The sequence below is a fragment of the Microcystis sp. M20BS1 genome, from assembly GCF_020245305.1.
Lineage (GTDB): Bacteria > Cyanobacteriota > Cyanobacteriia > Cyanobacteriales > Microcystaceae > Microcystis > Microcystis ichthyoblabe_A.
Map to the genome: position 1 here is coordinate 58,379 of NZ_JADBUZ010000017.1, position 21,713 is coordinate 80,091.

The window sequence follows — 21,713 nt, forward strand, 5'->3', positions numbered from 1 at the left end:
GGAATGGGGGAATTTCAACTAAAACCCTAAAACCCCAACACCCAACCCCCACAAGGTTAAGATAAATAACCATAAGAACAATACTTGACTAGAGACACTGAAACCATGCCCCTTGATACCGCATCGATTTTAGAAGTATTACGTCCCGTTCAAGATCCAGAACTGCAAAAAAGCCTAGTGGAATTGAACATGATCCGCAATGTGGCGATCGATGGCGGAAAAGTTAGCTTTACCCTAGTTTTGACCACTCCCGCCTGTCCTTTGCGCGAATTTATCGTGGAAGACTGCCAAAAAGCCGTTAAACAGCTGCCCGGGGTGGAAAGTGTCGCCGTGGAGGTAACTGCCGAAACCCCGCAACAAAAAGCTTTACCCGATCGCCAAGGCGTGGAGGGGGTTAAAAATATTATCGCCGTTTCCAGTGGTAAGGGCGGTGTGGGAAAAAGTACCGTGGCTGTCAATATCGCCGTCGCCTTGGCTCATTTAGGGGCAAAAGTGGGGCTATTAGACGCGGACATCTACGGCCCCAACGCCCCGACAATGTTGGGCTTAAATGACGCACAAGTGACCGTACAGGGCGCAAATGGCGAGATATTGGAACCCGCTTTCAACCATGGCATCAAAATGGTTTCCATGGGCTTTTTGATCAACCCCGATCAACCGGTAATCTGGCGCGGTCCGATGTTAAACGGCATTATCCGTCAGTTTCTCTATCAAGTCAACTGGGGCGATTTAGACTATTTAATCGTCGATATGCCTCCCGGTACCGGGGATGCACAATTAACTTTAATTCAATCGGTCCCCCTAGCCGGTGCGGTGATTGTCACCACTCCCCAGACGGTTTCTTTAATTGATGCGCGTCGGGGTTTAAAAATGTTCCAACAGCTAGGGGCGCGGGTTTTGGGTATCGTGGAAAATATGAGTTATTTTATCCCTCCCGATCAGCCCGATCGCTCCTATGATCTATTTGGGTCCGGTGGTGGGGAAAAAACCTCGCAAGAATTGGGCATTCCTTTACTGGGATGTGTACCTCTGGAGATAGCCCTACGGGAGGGCGGTGATACTGGTGTACCAGTAGTTTTAGGGCAACCAGAATCGGCCTCAGCTAAAGCCCTGATAGCGATCGCTCGTCAGGTGGCGGCGAAAGTATCCGTGGCAGCCTATAGTTAGGGTTTGCGGCAAAAAGTTTTTCGGTGGGGGCAGGGTGTGGGGTGTAGGGTGTAGGGTGTAGGATTTTACCCATTTTCAGGGAAAAAGTCCCTAAATTTTCCCCCCGATCACTCCAAGGGCCGGTGCTTTTGGATTTCAAAAAGGTCTAAAAGTATTATCGAACAATGTTTTTAGATTTATTGAGCAAACCCTAGTTAGTTAGTAAATTTGGGGAGAGAAATGGTGAGAAGACAGTCCCTTATTAGTAGGAAACTACGCGGTTTTAGTGAGCAGTTTAGCTTCATTTTCCGGGATATAGCCCAAATGGATCGGCTTTTGTTCGTTTTGGTGACGGGTTTAACCGTTTTCGGTGGTTTAATGATTCGTAGTGCCGAAAGACATACCACTGCTCTCGATTGGTGGCAACACTGGTTATTCGGATGCGTGGGAGTGGCGATCGCTTTATTTCTGGCCCGTTGTCGTTACGAAAGTCTGCTCAAATGGCACTGGTTAACCTATCTTCTCACCAATCTCTCCCTAATCGCGGTAATTATCCTAGGCGTGACGGCGAATGGGGCGCAAAGTTGGATTAATATCGGCAGTTTTAACGTGCAACCGTCGGAATTTGCCAAGGTAGGTTTAATTATCACCCTAGCAGCCCTCCTACATCATCGTCCCGCCGATAATCTTTTTGCGATCGCTCGTGTTTTTGCCGTCACTGCCATCCCTTGGGTGTTAATTATGGCGCAGCCGGACCTGGGGACAGGATTAGTCTTTGGTGCAATTACCCTAGGCATGATTTACTGGGCTAATGCGAAACTGCCTTGGATGATTATCCTGTTATCTCCCATCGCATCGGTTTTTCTGTTTAATTTACTTTTTCCTGCTTGGATTGTTTTAGCAATTATCATCGCTGTGCTTGCTTGGTTTACCCTTCCCTACCGTTTTTTATCTACTTTCATCGTGGTGGCAACTAATCTGGCAGTGGGTAAATTAGGCGAGGTTTTTTGGGGTTTATTAAAAGAATATCAAAAAGATCGTTTAACCCTATTTCTTCACCCAGAAAAGAATCCTTTGGGGGGAGGTTATCAATTAATTCAATCTCGCATTGCCATCGGATCAGGAGAATTATTGGGACGGGGATTACACCAAGGCACCCAAACCCAATTAAATTTTATTCCCGAACAACACACCGATTTTATCTTCTCGGTAGTCGGGGAAGAACTCGGTTTTGTTGGCAGTATTCTAGTTTTAATAGCTTTCTGGTTAGTTTGTTGGCGTTTGTTAGTCATTGCTAATACTGCTAAAGAAAACTTTGGTTCTTTAATAGCGATCGGTGTTCTCTCGATGATCGCTTTTCAGGCAATTCTTAATATTAGCATGACCGTGGGATTAGCCCCGATTACAGGGATTCCTCTACCTTGGTTAAGTTATGGACGTTCATCTTTATTAACCAATTTTATCGCCTTGGGTTTAGTGGAATCCGTGGCTAATTATCGCCCCCGTAAGCGTTTGTACTAAGTAGTTGTACAGATATCAGTTATCAGATATCAGTTATCAGTTATCAGTTATCAGATTTGAGTTTTAAGTGTGGAGTATTAAATCCCACTTTCCGCACTTCTTAACATTGAATTAATAATTTTTACCAATATATTGCTTACAATCCTTGTCCAGTAAGGATTATAGCTACAATGATGGATTTTGATCAAGGTGAAGAATTGTAAATTTTTTTCTCAGAAAAAATCAATTATTGAAAATGTTCTCAATAGTAGTTTCTACAATCAAGGTTTTTCGTTAAAACATCTTGGGGAATGTAAAAATATATAAAAGTATATGAAGATGTGCGGAATGTCGGCTGTTAAGGCACTATGCTGAATCATATTGTTTTTTAACACACAGAGTTGTCATGCCCAATTTTTCGCACACTTGCAGCAGTATTAACTACGACCCTAACAGCACAATCCTGAGTGCTGAGTGCCAAGCTCGCGATGGAGAATGGATGCCCACCGAACTGAGGCTTAGTGACCATATCGGTAATATAGATGGGGAATTGCAGTTCGGGGATCAAAACTTCCAAGAAACCTGCCAAGATTGTCACCTTGAGTTCGGGGATGGAGACCAATCCGTATGGTTGGTATGCACTTGTCAAACAATGGATGGGGAATGGAAACCTACGCAAATACTGTTAGACAGTCAGATCGATAATAACGACAGCCAACTGGAAATCGGATAGGGTAGGAGAGGACGCAAGAAATCCACGATTCCGCTATCTGTTGGGTAGAAAACCTACACTTACCCGCAAGAAAAGTGTAGGTAGTTCAGCAAATATTGGAGAACGCCATGAAAGTGACCTATGATCCGGTCGTTGATGCTCTCAAAATCACCTTAAGTAATGTGCCAATTGCAGAAAGCGACGAGCAGAGTCCGGGGGTGATTCTCGACTATGACCAGTGGGGGAACGTGGTGGGGTTAGAAATCCTCAATGCTCAAGAGCGGATGGACAATCCCCGGTCTTGCGAATATTCGATTCTGACCACTAAACCGGAATTAGTCGCCAGTTAAGAGAGACAAAAAGAAATTTAAATATAGGAATTTCCCACTGATATGAAAGAATCGCCTAAAGTTGTTTTATTGTTGACCCATAGCGGCGATTTTTTCACGATTGACCGCGTGGCTGAGGCGATAGAAAAAAAAGGAGCCACACCTTTTCGCTTAGATACCGATAAATTTCCCTTAGAGGTTCAATTAGCAGCCCAATTTAATGGTAAAAAAAGTTTTTATCAATTAACCTATAACCATCAATCTATTGATAGTCAACAGGTGCAATCTGTTTGGACAAGACGTATTTGGCAGCCTGAACTAACAGGGGATTTAGATCCTCAGTTTCGGGAGGCTTGTGTGCGAGAATCCCAGACGACTTTGGCTGGTTTTTGGGATAGTTTAAGGTCAGCGCGTTGGTTAGATAATTTAGCGCAAATTGAGAAGGCTAAAAATAAGTTATTACAACTTCGTTTGGCCTCAGAAGTTGGCTTGATTATTCCCCCCACTTTAGTGACCAATAATCCTGATGCTGCCCGGAAGTTTTTTTCCCAGGTTCAGGGACGAATGGTGAGTAAATTGTTAACTGCGATCGCCCACAGCATGGAATCGCCGGAATTTTTTCTTTATACCAGTAGGGTGAAAGCAGAAGACCTTGAGGAAGCGGAATCTTTACGCTATTGTCCTATGGTTTTTCAAGCGGAAATTCCCAAACAATTAGAATTGAGAATTGTCGTGGTTAATGGACAAACATTTGTGGGTGCTTTAGAATCTTCTCAGTATAATAATTCTGCCGTAGATTGGCGAAGACCGGGTATTGATCCTGGTGCTTGGCAACATCATACTTTACCCGATTCACTATTGCAGCAACTTCAGATTTTTATGGCTAATTTAGGGTTGAATTTTGGGGCGTTTGATTTTATCTTAACTCCTGGGGGAGAATACGTTTTTTTAGAAGTTAATCCGGGTGGTGAGTGGGGAATGTTAGAACGGGATTTAGATTTACCTATTTCTCATGCGATCGCTGATTTTTTAGTATGCTAAAAATCAAACCAAAACCTAATCAGGATTTTGAGGATTTTAGGATTATCAAGATTCTCAATCCAAAATCTAATCAGGATTCTCAATCCCAAATCATCAAGGAAATCTATGACCGTTTTAATTGTTACTTTTAGCCACGATAATGAAAGTATTCCTCTGGTAATCAAAGCCATAGAAACGATGGGGAAAAAAGCCTTCCGTTTTGATACCGATCGCTTCCCCACAGAGGTGAAAGTTGATCTTTACTCAGGCGGTCAAAAAGGCGGAATTATTACCGATGGAGACCAAAAATTAGAGCTAAAAGAAGTTTCTTCTGTCTGGTATCGACGCATGAGATACGGACTAAAATTACCCGATGGGATGGATAGTCAATTTCGCGAAGCTTCTCTTAAGGAATGTCGGTTAAGTATTCGAGGAATGATTGCTAGTTTATCTGGCTTTCATCTTGATCCAATTGCTAAGGTAGATCATGCCAATCATAAACAATTGCAGTTACAAGTAGCGCAACAATTAGGTTTATTAATTCCGGGGACTTTAACTTCTAATAATCCTGAAGCTGTCAAGCAATTTGCTCAGGAGTTTGAAGCGACGGGAATTGTGACTAAAATGCTTTCTCAATTTGCTATTTATGGAGACAAGCAAGAGGAAATGGTTGTTTTTACCAGTCCTGTTACTAAGGAAGACCTAGATAATTTGGAAGGTTTGCAATTTTGTCCAATGACTTTTCAGGAAAACATTCCTAAAGCTTTGGAATTACGCATCACTATCGTCGGTGAACAAATATTTACGGCGGCGATTAATTCCCAACAATTAGACGGTGCTATCTACGATTGGCGAAAAGAGGGAAGAGCGCTCCATCAACAATGGCAACCCTACGATTTACCGAAAACTATTGAAAAGCAACTACTAGAATTAATGAAATATTTCGGTCTTAATTATGGTGCAATTGATATGATTGTCACACCAGATGAACGTTATATCTTTTTAGAAATTAATCCCGTTGGCGAGTTTTTCTGGCTAGAACTTTATCCTCCTTATTTTCCCATCTCCCAGGCGATCGCTGAAGTCCTCGTCAACTCATAAACCAACAAATACAGAGCCAGAGTATTTTATCGCATCGACGAGGCTCTGACTCCAGATTTCCCCCCCGACTACTGACTTGAAAGAGGGTGTAGGGTGTGGGGTGTGGGGTGTAGGGTGTGGGAAGTGGGGAAGTGGGGAGTTTTCTCAGTGAACTGATAACTGATAACTGATAACTGATAACTGACTCCTAACCCCACCAACAAACTTTTTCAGCAAACCCTACTTAATTTCCAGACCAAGACTTTCTCTCGTGCTTCTATCAGATCCATGCCTATTTTTTCTAAAACTCGCTTTGAAGCTATATTATCGGGAGCGCAGCCAGCGGTCACTGTTTGCATACCAGGTTGAGAAAGTGTCCAGTCCATCATTGCTTTTGTCGCCTCGGATGCGTAGCCTTGTCGTCGATATAACGGCGCTACTTGATAGCCAATTTCTACAGCATCTGTGGGTAAACCTGTGACATCAGGAATAATTTTGATCATCACATGACCAATAAGAGTATTTTCTGTTTGATGAATAATTAAACTTCCCCATCCCCATTCATTTTGTAAGGGGAATTGCAGCAAAATATTCGCAATATCAGGGAAAGCTTGAATCAATTCTTGTTCGGCCCAGTCAGCTGCAACTTTTATCCCCAAAATTGTTGCTAATTCATCGATACCTATAATTGCGGCCTTGAGAAGTTCAAGCTTTAAGGGGACTAAATATAATCGTTCCGTCACCAGTTTTTCCAGTGCTTTCATTTGATAAAATTCCTATACCAGTTATCAGTTATCAGTTATCAGTTATCAGTTCACTGAGAAAACTCCCCACACCCCACACCCTACACCCCACACCCTACCCCCACGAAAAACTTTTTCAGCAGCCCCTAGCTATATTCTCACCCATTTTAAGGTTTTTGGGTCTTTATCGTAACGATAATTAAAACCATCTTTGGCAGTAATAATTTTACCTAAACTGGCACGACTCCGGACGTTACTTAAAGAATAATCAGTTAGGGACTGCATTTGTTGATGGGACAAACCTTCGGCTATTTCAGAAACTCCGGCAATTTCCGCATCATGCTCAGTTTTAACCTCAGACAAAGTCTCTATTTTTACCGACGAAAAATTTTCTGATTTTTTTGACATCATCACTAGGTTATTCACTTTTTTGCGCTGATAATCTTCTACAGTTGACAGCTGCCAATGGGAATTTTCTGTTAACTCTAAGACCCATCGATGATAATTAAATAAACTTTCCCGATGACCAACACTAATAAAGGTGGTTTCACTTTCCTGTAATTGCTGATATAAGCTGGCTTCATTGGCCAAATCTAAAGCGCTGGTTGCTTCATCTAAGATAGTAAAAGTGGGTTTAGTGATTAATAGTCGAGCAAAAGCTAATCTTTGTTGTTCTCCGAGGGATAAAATCTGTTCCCAATTGACTTGTTTATCTAAGGTATTTTTGTCAGTTAATAAATGTTGCAGGTTGACTTTTTTTAAGATGTTTTCTAATTCTTCATCGCTCACCTGCTCATTGGTATGGGGATAAAGTAATTGCTGGCGTAAAGTGCCAAGGATAATATAAGGACGTTGGGGTAAAAATAACATTTTAGCTAAAGGAGGACGAACTAAACGACCACTACCTGCTTTCCATAAACCGGCGATTGCTCGTAACAAGGAACTTTTTCCTCGACCACTGGGGCCAATAATCAGTAAGCTTTCTCCCAAAGGGACAGAAACCGATAAATTTTCCACAATTACCTTTTCATAATCGGGAGTTTGTAGGGTAAAATTTTCAAAAGCTAGACGATTATCTTCCAGGGTGGTAATACGACTTAAGTTTTTCGGCTCTTCACTGGCAACTTTTAAGGCATCTGTCAAGGTAGCTAACCGTTCAATATAACTTGAAACTTTACCCGATGTTCCCCATTCAGTAATTAATTGTCCCAAGGCATTAGAAAAAAGGAAACAGCATAAACTCGCTTGACTAATTTCCCCATAATCGATTTCATTTTTAATAAACATCGGGGTCAAAATAAACATTGAAAATACACTAATCGCTGACTGATAACCTCGATTAAAAAGATTATTAAACCGTTCCCAATTGATCAGTTTTGCCGAGCTTTCAATAACCCGTTGAAAACGGTCTTCAATGATTTTTTCTTCCTGCTCTTCTCCCTGAAAAAAAGCAATTGATTCGGCGTGGTTACGCACATGGGTTAAAGCATAATTATAATCAGCTTTATTATTAAGCTCCGATTGATTAATTTTGTTTAATTCTTGAGTTAGATAAATTGCTATGAAATTTCCTGCGATTGTATAAATTATTAGATAAACCGCAATTTGCCGAGAAATTGTCCAAAGAATAATCGCAAAAGTAATCATTTGCAACCCTTTTTCCACGAAGGTGATTAACAACCTTAGGGTCATGGTCGTAATTGGTTCAATTTCTTGAGATAATCTTTGATCGGGATTTTTTAAAGCTGAGGTAAAATCAATGTTATAATAAGCGCGATCATTGAGATATTTTTTAACGGTTTGTTTGGTTAACCACTTATACCAATCCAATGCCACTTGACGACGAATAAATTGAGAAAAAGCAAATAACCCCGTTGTTCCTATAATCAACAAACTGGATAACCAAAGCGTATTTAGATATTTAGAAAGATCTCTATCTTCAATAATAATATCGAGTACATAACGATTCCAGTAGCTACTAAAAGCTTCTACCCCGACTGTTGCCAAGATACTTAAAAGGATCAAAGCTGACATTCCCCAAGAAATGATCACATCTCCAAAGGCACGTCCATTTAACTCCGTTGGATACCAATAGGGTTGAGCGACAATTTTTAGGCTTTCCCAAAATTGACCAAATAGTGAAAAGGGATTATTGGCGGACTGGTCGGACACAACAGGGTTTTCCGTTGCTTGTTTAGTAGTATATTGAGGCATCTAGATCCAATTGGCAGTTCTTTTACTGTTCTCTTGACAACTCGCTATCATATTGTAGCGGCAGAATTACCCGCTTTTGTCTTTTGTTGACATTTTTATCTAGAAGATGAAAGCCAGCTATGGTCAGAAAGCTCTGACTTGACTAAGAACTACTTGACCCACTTTTGTTACTGTGGCAGTCTAGATGCTGTTTACTGGTCACTGAAAAACCCCATCTCTCAATCTCCGTGATCCTCAAAATGATTAGCTAGTAGGAATTTTTGACTGGTATTCAACTCTTGCCAAAGCTGGTTAATTTTCTCGTAAGCTTCCGTGGAGGTAAGCTTTCCCCCACTGTGTAAACCAGCGATAAAAGAGACTCTCAGGGCGAATTCCTGCAAATTAGCGTTAAAAACTAAATTTTGTGGCGTGAATAAACCCCTGTAGCTGGTTTTAGGGTAGAGAAAGTTATCTTTAGAATTGAATTTTTCCATTGTTACCGACCCCCCAGTATAGGATATCTACATTATTATATATTTAAACTTTTGTTAACTTAGGCTTAACCTAAGAATTTAAACCTGTCCCTAGATTCTTAAGAGAGTAGCTGCTGAACTTGATTAGCCGCCGCTATCCCAGAAGTTAAGGCCGTTTCTAGGGAAGAATTTCTCGATAAATCTCCCCCTTGACACCAATCACCACAGGCAACTAGAGGTAAAGGACTATTAACACTTAAACAGGGTACAGCTAAACCCTGACGGACTAAAGCATAACGCCAACGGTGCAGCTGAGACCAATCCGGGAGAGGCAAAGAAGCACGAGAGAGCAAATCTAGCTTAACTGCTTCTAAATCCTCGCTATCGAGATATTTAACCGCAAAATCGGCACTACTATGCACAACAAAGACATAATCAGGGGATGATTGCCGTTTACTGCTATCAAGTCCTAACCAAGCGATATCGGTGGAGGGAGCAACTGCGGGTAAAGAATCGCCATAACCCGCCATTACCGTTAAACAGGGATCGTAAACGATTGATCGCAATTCTGGCATAGTAGTTATATGAGAGTTTTCTAACAATAACGCTGCTTGCGGGGCGGGAATAGCCAGGACAATCACCGAAAACTCCCCCCGAATTTGACCGTTATTGTTTAAAACCCATTTTCCTTGACGATTTTCCAGACGAGTAACCAGAAAATCTCGTTCAATTTCTAAACCTTGAGCTAAAAATTTCGCCACGCTATTGATGCCAGAAGGAGCAACATAGCTAGAATCAAACCAAGAAGTAACTATATTCTCTCTCAGGAGATTATCAATTAAAGCCGCCGTTTTTTCCCCCTGAATAGTCAAAAAAGGCAAGCCATGATCCACAGCCATCTCTTGATTGGCTCGATTAACCCGTCGCGTGGCTAAACGACCACCAATACCTCTAGACTTATCAAATAGCTTAACAGTATAACCTCGATCGCACAACTGACGAGCGCAGGTTAACCCGGCTAAACCCGCACCAATGATCCCAACATTAATCGAAAAATTTGTCACTAGCCTTCCTAATCCTGTGAACCCTTGAGTTAATATTAGTAGTAATCAGCACTAGCGAAACTAAGTTGATTATTGGGGCTGAGGAGGAGAAACCACATTGGACGAACTACGCACAGCTTTGGAGTTAGCCACCGAGGAGGAACTACAGCAAATCACTAACATCCTCTTTTGCCGTCGTTTTAACCCTCTCGATTATCTACGAGCGCCGGACGCAATCGCCGTTCAAAGTCAAGATTGGGATAGTTGGTTAGATAGCGTCGAGGATCGTTTTCGTTACTTGGCTGCCGATGGTGTGACAGTATTAAAAGGTCAAACCGAAAAAGTTAGTTATCGTCAAATTCTCGTCCGTGTCTGTCATTTCCTCAAGGTTCCCTACTCCCAAAAAATGCCGACAACGGAAATTGAAGCGGAAATCTATCTTCACCTCGTTAACAAAGCTTGGAAACGTCTCCCCCCATCGGAACAAAAATCCCTCTCGATTCAAATTCAAAAAGCACTCGCGGATTCCCACACTCCCCAACCCTTACCGGTTCACCTACAACACAATCCCCTCGATATAGTCCTCAAAGGCGGCAGCGTCATCGCCATTAATTCTATCCTGAAACCGATTCTGCTCAAACATATCGCCTGGCAGTTCGCTCTCCATTTTGCCCGCTATCAAGGGGCAAAAACTGCCCTAGTCCAGGGTGGGACAATTGTTAATCAAATCGCCCTACAAACGGCTAAACAGGGCATGACTAGAGCGGCAGCCCGCTACGGAGCCGTCAGAACCGTGTTAAGTTTGGTAGGACCGGCTCTATGGGGTTGGTTTATTGCTGATCTCGGTTGGAAGGCGATCGCCACTGATTACGGCCGGATTATCCCGACTATTTTTGCTCTTGCCCAAATTCGTCTGACTCGTGAGGATTGTTGGCAACCTGCATAACATGAAAAAGATTTTTTGTCAAGGGTGGGAGTGGAATTTAATACTTTTTTCAGTTTTTATCGCCATGGTTCTGCCGGAGTTGGCGGGTATCGGCATTATTATCGTCTTAATAAGGGTTTTTACTGGCAATTTTCGGGCAATTATCCGGTCACGTCTCAATCAAGGTCTCGGTATCGTCACTCTTTGGTTAATGATTAGTGCCAGTCTTTCCCCAACTCCGGGGGATGCTTGGATTGGTTTAGGAAATTTTCTGCCTTTTTTCTTCTTTTTTAGCAATATTCGGCAATTAATTAAAAAACCCTCTCAATTGCGTCAACTAGCTTGGGTGATGGTTATTCCGTCGGTTTGGGTAGTGGTGATGGGATGGGGACAGATTTTTCTCGGTTGGCAAAAACCGGAAGCATTAAAAGGGATTTTTACCTGGCCCTACGGAGCGGGGGGCGAACCTTTGGGGCGGATGTCTTCGGTTTTTATGTATGCTAATCTTCTGGGGGCTTATTTACTGATAACTCTGATTTTAGCGCTCGGTTTATTAATTCTAACTTGGCGGCAGTGGCACAGACAAAGAAATACCCTTTTAAATCTCAAAGTCGGGTTTTTAACTTTAACCATATTTATCGACAGTGTAGGGCTATTTTTAAGCAATTCTCGCAATGCTTGGGCCTTAGCCTTTTTAGGTTGCCTAATTTTCGCCCTTTATCTGGGTTGGAATGCCTTAGTCGCCGGTTTTGTCCTCTTGGGAGGGGTGATTTCTCTTGCTTCTTGGGGACCAAATCCTTTCAGGGATAGTCTGCGTTTTTGGGTTCCTAGAGCGATTTGGGCGCGATTATCCGATGAAATGTTCCCCAATCGCCCTCTAGCTACTCTCAGATCAACTCAATGGCGTTTTACTCTAGAAATGACCCAAGAAAGACCCCTATTCGGTTGGGGATTACGCAGTTTTACACCTCTCTACGAAAAAAGTCAGGGATTGTGGTTAGGTCATCCCCATAATTTATATTTGATGTTAATGGCAGAAACGGGAATTATTGGCTTAATTTTATTGTCTGTTTGGGTGGGTTGGATTTATGCCCAAGGGGTGCGTTTATTTATCTTTCTACGGCAACAAAAAGCCGGGGGGGAGTTAATTATCTTTACCTATCTGGTGGCCTTTGGTGCTTGCGTTTTATTTAATCTCGTCGATGTCACCCTCTCCGATGTCAAGATTAATACTATTGTTTGGCTTCTCTTGGCTGCCATTGCTGGTGTCAGTCAAAGGTTAAATTATGAATTATGAAGTGAGAAGTGGGGTGTGGGGTGTAGGGTGTGGGAAGTGGGGAAGTGGGGAGTTTTCTCAGTGAGCTGATAACTGATAACTGATAACTGATAACTGAATACTGGCTCCCCAAAACGAAAACTTCGCACCTCACCATTAAGATAACTGCTATAAATAGACTTTTAATAACCAAAGAAAGAAAGGAATAGTCAGAAAACTAGCAAGGGTAGTGACCACAACTGTGCGGGCCATCAAAGCGGCCGAACCACCGAATTCTGTGACTAAAATGACGGTATTAACGGCGGTGGGCATGGCACTCTGTAGGATAAGAATTTTTAGATCCATACCGGTTAATCCTAAACTATTGCCGATCGCAAATGCCAAAAGAGGAGCGACTAAAAGACGCAAACCGGCCCCTAATAATTCTAATTTACCGATCGCTAATTTTTGCTGAGATAATTGAATACCTAGGATAATTAAAGCCAAAGGAATTGCCGCTTGTCCCAGATAGCTAATACTTTTATCTAATTGCAGGGGAAGATGAAAAGAGAAAGTTTGAAAGCTAATGCCGATAAAAATTGACCAGATTAAGGGCAAGCGAAAAACTAGGCGAAATCCTGAAAGAAAGCTTTTTCCTCGCAAATAAGCGGGACTAATACCAAATAACAGAATACTAGAACCAATCATATAGATTATCGCTCTTTCCAGTCCGGCCGCACCCAGGGCAAAACTAGCCACCGGTAAACCCATATTACCGTTATTGGGCATCACAGCGGCAGCCATGAGGCTTTTGCGGGTATCATCATCGAGACTGAGACAATAGGCCATAATTTCGACGACAATCGCCATTACCAGTGAGATAAGAGCAAAGCCTAGGAGAATTAAACCGATATTGTTGCCGGATAAAGTGGTGCGATAGAGTCCATCAATCACCAAAGCGGGAGCAAGAATATACACCGTGATTTGGGAAAGGGAATGCACTTCAACAGTGAGAACTTTTCCTGCTATCACACCGATGAGGATGATAAAACCCACTGGAATAATAGCGGAGAGAATAGCAAGCATTAATCAAGTAAAAAGTAAATAGTACATAGAAAAAAACTGATCTGATTTTTTAACAGATTTCTGTTATATCTTCATATAAAGATTTGATCGCACAGTGAAAATCGATACTAGCTAGATAAATATCTGCTCCTTTGCTGTAGGGATAAAGAACCCAGAATCCTTCATCATTGCGACGAAAACAATCCACACTGATGCGTTCTTGACTGATAAGAACGTATTCTTCTAAAGTTTCAAGGGAACGATAGTCGGCAAATTTATCGCCCTGGTCAAAAGCAGCCGTAGTGGGGGATAATACTTCTACAATCAAGCGCGGATAACGGATAAAATCTTCCGAGAAAGACCGATTATCTCGCGAGTCGCAAGTGACCACAAGATCGGGATAAAAATAACTATTAGCTATTTCTAGACGAACTTTCATAGCTGTGGCATAGACAAGACAACCACTACCCCGCAGCCGGTTTTTTAAAAGTGTGGCTAAGTTGATAATAATCATACCATGGGCTTTACTTGCACCAGCCATGGCGTAGGTTTGACCGCGAATGTATTCGTGTTTATCCTTGGCTATTGTCTCCGTTGCTAAATAATCTTCCGGGGAAAGATAGTTATGGTCAAAGTTAGCAATCATTTGGTTAAATCACCTTTATTGTCTCTAAAATCAATTCTAACTCTCGATCGAGGAGCGGTACATTTTTAAAATTTGACCAGAAGTCTGATTTAAAGTTAGTATTTCTCTTTCATTTTACCGAACCTTATCAAAGATATCACTAATCAAGTATCTTGTGTGGGCAATAAAGGTATTAACAAGTTCAATAGTTCAGGAATATTGCGTCGAATAACCTGCCAGACGATATCAAGATCGATCCGATCATATTGATGGGCGATAATATCTCGCATACCGGCGATGTCGTCCCAAGGAATTTCTGGATGTTGTTTACGAAATCCAGGGGATAGGCGCTTGGTAGCTTCTCCCATAATAGTAATTTGATAGAGAATTGCGGATTGGGTGCGTAAATCCGATTCTAGTAGTTCCCGATCCAGCTGCTCGGCAAATTGTTGAGCTAATTGACCTGCTCGGACAATATCTAGTAAAAAAGCCTTATCCCGCCACATAAATCACTTGCGCTGTCCCTAAAATCTCTCGTTGACGAATCCAATTATGACTCTGCTCGATCGATTTTTTCGTTAGCAAATCAACTTTCCGTCCCAATAAATTCTCTAATTCCCGTTTCATCCTCGAAAACTCCAGAAGTCCCCAAGAAACACTATCTTGGAAACTGACCAGTATATCAATATCGCTATCTGGACGAAAATCTTCCCGCAAAACCGATCCGAATAAACACATTTCAGATATCTGCCATTTCTGACAAAATTCGCTGATTATTTGCTGGGGTAGTTCTATTTTCAATTTTTTCACCTCCCTGTCACCAGTAATCAGTGATCGGTTTTCAGATTTAAGGAGAATTATCGCTAACCACACGAAAACCAATATCATAGAGTCCAGCAGTAGCCATAAATTTGACTCGGTAGGCCGAGCGACATTTGTTAGGGCCATCATTCCAGGAACCGCCGCGTAAAACTCGTCTGTCCCTATCTTCTATTGTGGCTGCTTCGTAGTTATCGCGCCAGTAATCTGCACACCATTCCCTGACATTTCCGTGCAAATCGTAGAGTCCGAAAGGGTTAGCGACGGCAAACATTCCCACCGGTGTGGTTTCCCTGCGATCGCAGCCTAGGGAACCTTCCCCATAACGACCAGAACTGCACACTTTGCCGCCATAATCCCAGTCCACCCCGGAATAGTTGGCTAAATCCGTGGAAATTGTCGGGCCGAAGTGGAAGGGGGTGGATGTACCTCCCCGACAAGCGTATTCCCATTCTTTTTCTGCGGGTAAACGATAATTCAGTCCGGTGAGACGGGATAGGCGATCGCAAAATTCCACCGCTTCCCACCAGTTAATTTGTTCTACGGGGCGATCATAACCTTCAAAATGGGACGGATAGGGATTAAGTTCAATATTTACTGCTTCTAATTTTGCCACCTCGCGCCATTGTCGTTGGGTAATTGGGTAGCGACTTAGACAAAAAGCCTGAATATTAACCAGAGATTGGGGACTTTGACTCAATTTCCAGCCTAACTCGCTTTTGGGTGCACCGATGAGGTATTGACCGCTAGGGATAAAAATCATTTCTAAAAAGGTTTTTTTGCTTAAAAAATATTTATAACCTCGATTAGTGACTTTTTCCCGTTTAATTTCCTCACCTTTGCCATTAACAGTGACCACTTCATCGATAAAATCTAACCATTCTCCCATTCTGCACCCCTCTATCAGTTATCGGTCGATCGGGTTAAGCTGCGAGCCTAGAAAAATCTCGAAACCTACCAGTTATAAGAATAACAAGACTTCGATCGATTACCCGAATTAACTCTTGCTGTTTTTTTCCTTACTAGAAAATTAGAAAAATGGTATAACTAGGCACGGAATTGCCCCAAGTTGCCTCTAATTCATCGATCACAAAAGATACGTCCAATAGATCATTTACAAAACTTTAATTTTGTGTAGTTGATCTTGACAGTAGAGCCTCCTAGCGATATATACTAGAAGAGGTTGGATTCCGTAACAATCCATACCAAAAAAAACGAGGGCATTGAGACGACCAAACAGTTCATAACCCGCCTCATGACCTCAAAACCATTAACCCCTTAACAAAGGAAACAAACGATGAAAGCTTCTAACTACCAAGAAATCGCCAAAGCCGCTATTCTAGCTGGTGGTCTCGCCGCAGCCGGTGTATTGTCCGTTGGCGAAAGCGCCCAAGCCCAATTTATCGGTACAGCATCCCAATCCCGAGTGTCCGCCGCCGTCACTAGCATTGTCACCGATGGCAACGCTGCTGCTACCAATAGCTTTGCCGTTGAGCAGGTTCTGCCTTCTGCCGACTATGTATTTACTGGTCCGGTTACGGTACAAGTGACTTACGCTACGCAGCCGGTTGGTACGGCAAGCGTGGTCACCCCTGTTATTACTCAAGGAGTGCTTACTGCTACCGTAGCGGCAAACGCATCTACCACCCCATCGGTTGAACGTGCCACTGCTAATGCTATTACAGCCGCTACTGACCTCAGTCGGTTTGGGGATGTGTCCGGTATCGTCCGGGCTTGGACAACAGGGACTTCCGTCTTAGATTAGTTGAAGTGGGCAACCCGTCTCAACCCGGGTGAAAAATACCACTTTGTAGCCACATACTACCCGAATTAACTCTTGCTGTTTTTTTTCGCTAGTAGAAAAGTGGTGCAATTGCCCCCCAGGATTGCCCTGGGTGGCCTATTTTTAATCGATCAATCGCAAGGGATAAGTAGTCATGCAAAATAAATTTCCTAGTGAAGACAGGCAAGAGGCAATAGGCAAGAGGCAAAAGCTTTATCGAAGTGTGTAATTAATTTTGCTTAGGTACTTACGTCCAATAGGTGATTGACAGAGCCAAGAGTTCTGGGTGGTAAACCTTGACAGTGGCCAACCGCAGTTATATGTAGCTGATGACGGTCGAGTCTGTAACGATCCATACCAAGAAAACGCGGGTAAGCTGTACTGAATTTAAACTGCGCTATCGGAAATTTTGGTACAAATGCTCAAACTGCCTCTCCCCGCTCCCTTTCGGTTAAGCTCACGGACGAAGCCCGCTCCCCCGCACTCTTAACGAGTAATTTAGATAGTCAACAGCTTATCGAGACGAAGAACTGAGCCATAGTCTGCCTCATGACCTCAAAATCATTGGCCCCTTAACAAAGGAGACAAACAATGAAGGCCTCTAATTACCAAGGAATCGCCAGAGGAGCTATTCTAGCCGGTGGTCTCGCCGCCGCGGGTGTATTATCCGTTGGCGACAGTGCCCAAGCCCAATTTATCGGTACAGCATCCCAATCCCGAGTGTCCGGTGCCACCACTAGCATTCTCACCGACGGCAACACTGCAGCCACCAATAGCTTTGCCATTGAGCAAGTATTGCCCTCCAGTGACTATGTTTTCAGTTCTCCTATTTCAGTACAAATAAGTTACGATACCCTGGATAAGGACAAAAACTTCGTTGCTATTACAGGCGCAGTATTGACCGCTACGGTGGAGGTAAACTCAGGTACGCAACTAACAGTTGAGCGTGCCACTGCCGATGCTATTTCGCAGGCTGCTGCTGCCAGTCAGTTTGGGGATGTGTCTGGTATCGTCCGGGCTTGGACTGCTGGTACTTCCGTCTTAGATTAGCAACAAGTCCCCTTTTTAAAGTCGGCGCTTCAGTGAGGGAATTGTTACCCTGGGCAAAGCCGAAGGGTAGGGGGAGAATTTTTTACTGATGTCACTCCCCAAACGTCTTCTGAGTGGTTGCCAATAACCTGAATCTTTCTAGCTCTGCGGATGCAGTCGTTGTAATGATCATATTCTGTAATCGTATTCCCTACTATCAAACCGCTTGGAGTTACCGAGTATTGGGTGAACTGTACACTCAATCGGGCCTCGATTTTCAGGCGGGGGTATTTCCAGATGCGGTGTCTCTTGACCGTTATTTAAGGTTACGGCAGGGAGAAGCTATCCCCCTTTTATTGCAGTTTGAGGTATTGGGGCAAGATGCCCTTCAGGAGATTCAACGGGAGGGGGCGTTAGTGGTCTATAGCCACGCGGATCCGCGTCAGTCCTTGGGCAACGCCATCACGGGTAGTCAAGAGACCGTTACCCAAGCCGTGGCCAAACAGTTGCAATGTCAGCCCCATATTTGGCTGCCCTTAGCCCATCGAGTTATTTGGTTAAAAGAAAAGGACATCAGGCAAACACCCCTAGGGCAGATAGAGGCTCTAGCCCAGTCCGTTGGGTTAAGGTTTAATAGCCAAGATTATCCGATCGAGCATTTATTAGATTTTCCAACCGAGTCTGCGCCTTGGCAGGAATATTTCACCAAGGAAGAGCAGTTATTAATCCACTGTCTCTTTAAACCCTTGCTGCTATTCGGCGGAGATGAAACCGGCGAAACCTTCAGGGAAATATTTTTAAATTTGGTTAAAGAAATAAATTGGCAAACTTGGCTGGATTTATTAGCAACCCTACAGAAAGACGTTTGGAAAATACTACCCGAGCAGCGGGAGCTAGTTTATCAAGCAATAAAAAATTCTTTGATCGATTCCTTTGCCGATTGCGGTTTAGGGAATCAAGGTGCGGAAATCGCCCACTATCTGGGCAATCAATTCACCCAGCAGGGTCATTTTGCTTTGGCTCAGTCTTGGTATCTCAAGGCGATCGAGTTAGAGCCTGAACGTTACCAATCCTATTACAATTTGGGGGTTGTCAATGAAAAAGAACAACAATGGCAATCGGCGATCGACTATTATCGTCAAGCGATTAGGTTGAATCCTCAATACGCTAAAGCCTACTATCGTTTAGGCTTAAATCTCAAACAGCAATTAATTAACCAGAGAGAAAACCTCGAAGACGAGAAAAAGCAAGCAATCACCCTGGAAATAGGCGAATGCTTGACTGAGGTTTTAAATCTTGACCCCAATCATCCTAGTATCAAATTTCAACTAGCTAAATTTTGGCAGGATCAAGGAGAATCAGCAAAAGCCAAAAGTCTTTTAACAGCGAAAGAATGGGAGTTATTGCCGGATTTTGTTGCCTATTTAATTAATACAGGGAACAAATGGGAGCGACGGGGAAAATTCCTTCAAGCGCAAAACTGTTATGAGATGGCGTTGGAGTTTGAACCTTCGGCCATTGAACCCTTATTTAATCTGGCTCTCATCTTTCAAAAACAGGACAAACTACCCGAGGCGATGGCGTATTATCGCCAAGTCTTAACCCTTGACCCTAATTACATTCCCGCGCTACAAAATTGTGGCATTATCTTAGAAAAAAGTGGTTATATTCACGAGGCGATCAGCTATTATCAAAAAATCTTAACTATAGACAATGATCATCTTGCAGCTCTCACAAATTTAGCTGTTTGTGCCGAAAAACTCGGTAAAATAGCCAATGCGGTCGATTATAGTCATAAAATCATGCAATTAGAGCCGCATGATTGTGGTAACCACTCATTTTTGTTGTGGTGTCTTGGCGCATTGACCATTGTTTCTCCCCAGGAGATTCTCGATAGTTCCTATCTCTGGTATATCTACCACGTTGTTAAACAGGGCCTTCCTACCCTCAAACACCACCGGAGACAACCAGACCCCGATCGCCGCTTGCGTATCGGCTATATTTCTCCTGATTTTCGTCGTCACTCCTGTAGTTTTTTTATTAAACCTTTACTAGAAAATCATCATCACGATCAGTTTGAAATATTTGCCTACGCGGAAGTCGCCAAAGAGGATTACGTTACCGAAAAAATCCAAGCAGCCTGCGATCACTGGCGCTGTACTGTGGGTTTATCGGATTTAGAAGTAGCGGAGTTAATCCAGGCAGATCAAATCGATATTTTGGTAGATTTAGCCGGTCACACTGTGGGGACCCGCCTTAAAGTGTTGGGAATAAAACCCGCTCCTATTCAGGCGACCTATTTAGGTTATTTTGCCACCACGGGTTTACCCACCATTGATTATTGGATTACCGATGAGGACTTACATCCTTTAGACACTCCCGAATTAACCAGTGAGACAATTTGGCGTTTACCCCGTTGTTATCTAACCTATAACAACTATCTCGACACCCCAGAGGTTTCGCCCCTACCTTGTCAAAAAACGGGTTTAATTACCTTCGGTTCTTTGAACAACACTAGAAAATTAACCCCTGAAACCCTTGATGTTTGGTGCCAAATACTGAAAGCCGTTCCTAACTCCCGTCTTTTCCTAAAAGCAATTCATCAGGCGGGGGTTGATCCTAGGGTTCAAGAGAACATCATCAATGACTTTACCCAACGGGGAATCAGTGCTGATCGACTGTTTATTCAAGGGGGATTATTAGGCAATCAAGCACATTTTTCGTCCTACAATAATGTGGACATTCATCTTGATCCGTTTCCCTATGGGGGGTGTACTACCACCTGCGAGGCCCTGTGGATGGGAGTTCCCACCCTGACTTTAGCCGGGGGACGTAATATGGAGCGTTTGAGTGTCACCCTCTTAAAAGCAGTGGGTTTAGACGAGTGGATTGCGGATACTCCCGAAGATTATGTGCAGAAGGCGGTACAATTTGCTCAAGATACTGTCTATTTAGCCAATTTACGAGCTACGATGCGCGATCGCCTAGCTCAATCGAAATTGTTAGATGCCGAGGGAATGGCAGCGGCGATGGAGGAGGCTTATCGACAAATGTGGCAAATTTATTTAGAGGAACAAAATAAGGTTAATTCTCCTCCCCTTCCCGTAGTCCCAGAGGAGAACAGTGCGGCATATTATCACCAACTTGGACGAGAAAAAACCCTTACGGGAGAATTGGAGTCAGCCAAAAACTTCTATGTGCAAGCGATAAAAGTAGATCCCACCTATGCCAAGTCCTATCATAATCTGGGCTTTTTAGCCGCACAACAAGGACAATTACAGCAGGCGATTAGTTATTATCAACAAGCGATTGAATCTCAACCTGATTATCCCACCGCTTTTTATAATCTCGGCTTGGTTTATGAACAGTTAGAAGAGACAGAAAAAGCCATCGCTTGTTATTCCCATAGTGTACAGTTAGATTCTACTAATGTGGAGGTTTATAAATCCCTGGCGCAACTGTATGATCGTCAAGAAAACTATGCCAAAGCGGAAAAATACTACCGTTGTGCCTTACTGCTGCAACCCCATAACTTAGAATTGCGCTATAACTTGGGAGTCGTTCTCTACGAACAGGAAAAGTTTGATAAAGCAGTCAGTTGCTTCCAAAAAATTATTCAAGCCAAACCCCAAGATGCGATCGCTTATTTACACTTAGGAATAAGTTATAAGCAGCAAAAATTGTTAACCAAGGCAAAAAGTTGTTTTGAAAAAGCGATCGAGTTAGATCCCGACTATGCGATGGCCTATTACAATCTGGGAGTGGTTTATAGCTGTCAACCTGATGAGAAGAAAGCGGTTGATTGTTTTCGTCAGTGCCTCCGCTGTGATCCCGCAAATAAATTAGCCCATACAGCACTTCTTTTTGCGCTGAGTGGTATTAAAGAAGTTAGTTCCGAGGAAATTTACGATGCTTCTTCTCGTTGGTATCGGAACAAAATCCAAACTTAAATATTGTCAATAGTTACAGTTGT

20 protein-coding genes are annotated in these 21,713 nt (G+C 43.0%); 11 read left to right on the forward strand and 9 right to left on the reverse strand.

The window, feature by feature from the left end; all coding sequences use genetic code 11:
• Positions 1 to 105 precede the first annotated feature (105 nt).
• The 6 genes from IM507_RS02070 to IM507_RS02095 all read left to right on the forward strand — a co-directional run bounded on the left by IM507_RS02070 (position 106) and on the right by IM507_RS02095 (position 5,808).
• Entirely contained in the window at positions 106 to 1,167 is a 1,062-nt protein-coding gene (locus IM507_RS02070) for an Mrp/NBP35 family ATP-binding protein (protein ID WP_002733003.1), read from the forward strand.
• A gap of 219 nt (positions 1,168 to 1,386) precedes the next feature.
• Positions 1,387 to 2,667: a rod shape-determining protein RodA gene (gene rodA / locus IM507_RS02075; protein WP_016517289.1), complete on the forward strand. Its 1,281-nt coding sequence runs from the start codon at positions 1,387 to 1,389 to the stop codon at positions 2,665 to 2,667.
• 385 nt (positions 2,668 to 3,052) lie between these two features.
• A complete protein-coding gene (locus tag IM507_RS02080; protein ID WP_002775566.1) occupies positions 3,053 to 3,379 on the forward strand; it encodes a mannose-binding lectin in 327 nt (108 codons plus the stop codon).
• A 107-nt stretch (positions 3,380 to 3,486) separates the two neighbouring features.
• Positions 3,487 to 3,708 (forward strand): DUF2283 domain-containing protein, encoded by a 222-nt coding sequence (locus IM507_RS02085; protein WP_002732918.1) that lies wholly within the window; start codon positions 3,487 to 3,489, stop codon positions 3,706 to 3,708.
• Between the two features lie 42 nt (positions 3,709 to 3,750).
• Complete coding sequence (locus tag IM507_RS02090; RefSeq protein ID WP_287636461.1) at positions 3,751 to 4,728, forward strand: MvdC family ATP-grasp ribosomal peptide maturase; 978 nt, start codon at positions 3,751 to 3,753, stop codon at positions 4,726 to 4,728.
• Positions 4,729 to 4,833: 105 nt separating this feature from the next.
• Positions 4,834 to 5,808: an MvdD family ATP-grasp ribosomal peptide maturase gene (locus IM507_RS02095; protein WP_002733569.1), complete on the forward strand. Its 975-nt coding sequence runs from the start codon at positions 4,834 to 4,836 to the stop codon at positions 5,806 to 5,808.
• A gap of 209 nt (positions 5,809 to 6,017) precedes the next feature.
• Here IM507_RS02095 and IM507_RS02100 read toward each other — a convergent pair whose 3' ends face one another.
• The 4 genes from IM507_RS02100 to IM507_RS02115 all read right to left on the reverse strand — a co-directional run bounded on the left by IM507_RS02100 (position 6,018) and on the right by IM507_RS02115 (position 10,260).
• Positions 6,018 to 6,551, reverse strand: a complete 534-nt coding sequence (locus tag IM507_RS02100; RefSeq protein ID WP_016517284.1) for a GNAT family N-acetyltransferase — start codon at positions 6,549 to 6,551, stop codon at positions 6,018 to 6,020.
• A 129-nt stretch (positions 6,552 to 6,680) separates the two neighbouring features.
• Complete coding sequence (locus IM507_RS02105; protein ID WP_287636463.1) at positions 6,681 to 8,744, reverse strand: ABC transporter ATP-binding protein/permease; 2,064 nt, start codon at positions 8,742 to 8,744, stop codon at positions 6,681 to 6,683.
• Between the two features lie 218 nt (positions 8,745 to 8,962).
• Positions 8,963 to 9,217: a DUF7219 family protein gene (locus IM507_RS02110; protein WP_002740468.1), complete on the reverse strand. Its 255-nt coding sequence runs from the start codon at positions 9,215 to 9,217 to the stop codon at positions 8,963 to 8,965.
• A 98-nt stretch (positions 9,218 to 9,315) separates the two neighbouring features.
• On the reverse strand, positions 9,316 to 10,260 hold the full coding sequence (locus IM507_RS02115) for an NAD(P)/FAD-dependent oxidoreductase (RefSeq protein ID WP_123231104.1): 945 nt from the start codon (positions 10,258 to 10,260) through the stop codon (positions 9,316 to 9,318).
• 97 nt (positions 10,261 to 10,357) lie between these two features.
• Here IM507_RS02115 and IM507_RS02120 point away from each other — a divergent pair, with 97 nt between their 5' ends.
• Together IM507_RS02120 and IM507_RS02125 are read left to right on the forward strand one after the other, a co-directional pair.
• On the forward strand, positions 10,358 to 11,185 hold the full coding sequence (locus tag IM507_RS02120; protein WP_123231103.1) for a YaaW family protein: 828 nt from the start codon (positions 10,358 to 10,360) through the stop codon (positions 11,183 to 11,185).
• Between the two features lies 1 nt (position 11,186).
• On the forward strand, positions 11,187 to 12,461 hold the full coding sequence (locus IM507_RS02125; RefSeq protein WP_287636466.1) for an O-antigen ligase family protein: 1,275 nt from the start codon (positions 11,187 to 11,189) through the stop codon (positions 12,459 to 12,461).
• A gap of 147 nt (positions 12,462 to 12,608) precedes the next feature.
• Here the strand turns inward: IM507_RS02125 and IM507_RS02130 are convergent, their stop codons facing one another.
• From IM507_RS02130 to IM507_RS02150, 5 genes are all read right to left on the reverse strand, one after another.
• Positions 12,609 to 13,505, reverse strand: coding sequence for an AEC family transporter (locus IM507_RS02130; RefSeq protein WP_123231102.1), 897 nt, complete (start codon positions 13,503 to 13,505; stop codon positions 12,609 to 12,611).
• Positions 13,506 to 13,554: 49 nt separating this feature from the next.
• Positions 13,555 to 14,130, reverse strand: a complete 576-nt coding sequence (locus IM507_RS02135) for a Uma2 family endonuclease (RefSeq protein WP_190537480.1) — start codon at positions 14,128 to 14,130, stop codon at positions 13,555 to 13,557.
• Positions 14,131 to 14,273: 143 nt separating this feature from the next.
• Positions 14,274 to 14,615: a HepT-like ribonuclease domain-containing protein gene (locus IM507_RS02140; RefSeq protein WP_002734383.1), complete on the reverse strand. Its 342-nt coding sequence runs from the start codon at positions 14,613 to 14,615 to the stop codon at positions 14,274 to 14,276.
• Complete coding sequence (locus IM507_RS02145; protein WP_002733690.1) at positions 14,602 to 14,910, reverse strand: nucleotidyltransferase family protein; 309 nt, start codon at positions 14,908 to 14,910, stop codon at positions 14,602 to 14,604. The genes IM507_RS02140 and IM507_RS02145 overlap by 14 nt, the downstream gene beginning before the upstream one ends.
• Positions 14,911 to 14,956: 46 nt before the next feature.
• On the reverse strand, positions 14,957 to 15,817 hold the full coding sequence (locus tag IM507_RS02150) for a formylglycine-generating enzyme family protein (RefSeq protein ID WP_287636468.1): 861 nt from the start codon (positions 15,815 to 15,817) through the stop codon (positions 14,957 to 14,959).
• A gap of 408 nt (positions 15,818 to 16,225) precedes the next feature.
• Between IM507_RS02150 and IM507_RS02155 the strand changes: the two genes are divergently transcribed.
• From IM507_RS02155 to IM507_RS02165, 3 genes are all read left to right on the forward strand, one after another.
• The gene (locus tag IM507_RS02155; RefSeq protein ID WP_123231099.1) at positions 16,226 to 16,693 is read left to right on the forward strand and encodes a hypothetical protein; all 468 of its coding nucleotides are present in this window, start codon (positions 16,226 to 16,228) and stop codon (positions 16,691 to 16,693) included.
• Between the two features lie 609 nt (positions 16,694 to 17,302).
• Positions 17,303 to 17,761 (forward strand): hypothetical protein, encoded by a 459-nt coding sequence (locus tag IM507_RS02160; protein WP_123231098.1) that lies wholly within the window; start codon positions 17,303 to 17,305, stop codon positions 17,759 to 17,761.
• A gap of 164 nt (positions 17,762 to 17,925) precedes the next feature.
• A complete protein-coding gene (locus IM507_RS02165) occupies positions 17,926 to 21,690 on the forward strand; it encodes a tetratricopeptide repeat protein (protein ID WP_123231110.1) in 3,765 nt (1,254 codons plus the stop codon).
• The last annotated feature ends 23 nt before the right edge of the window (positions 21,691 to 21,713 follow it).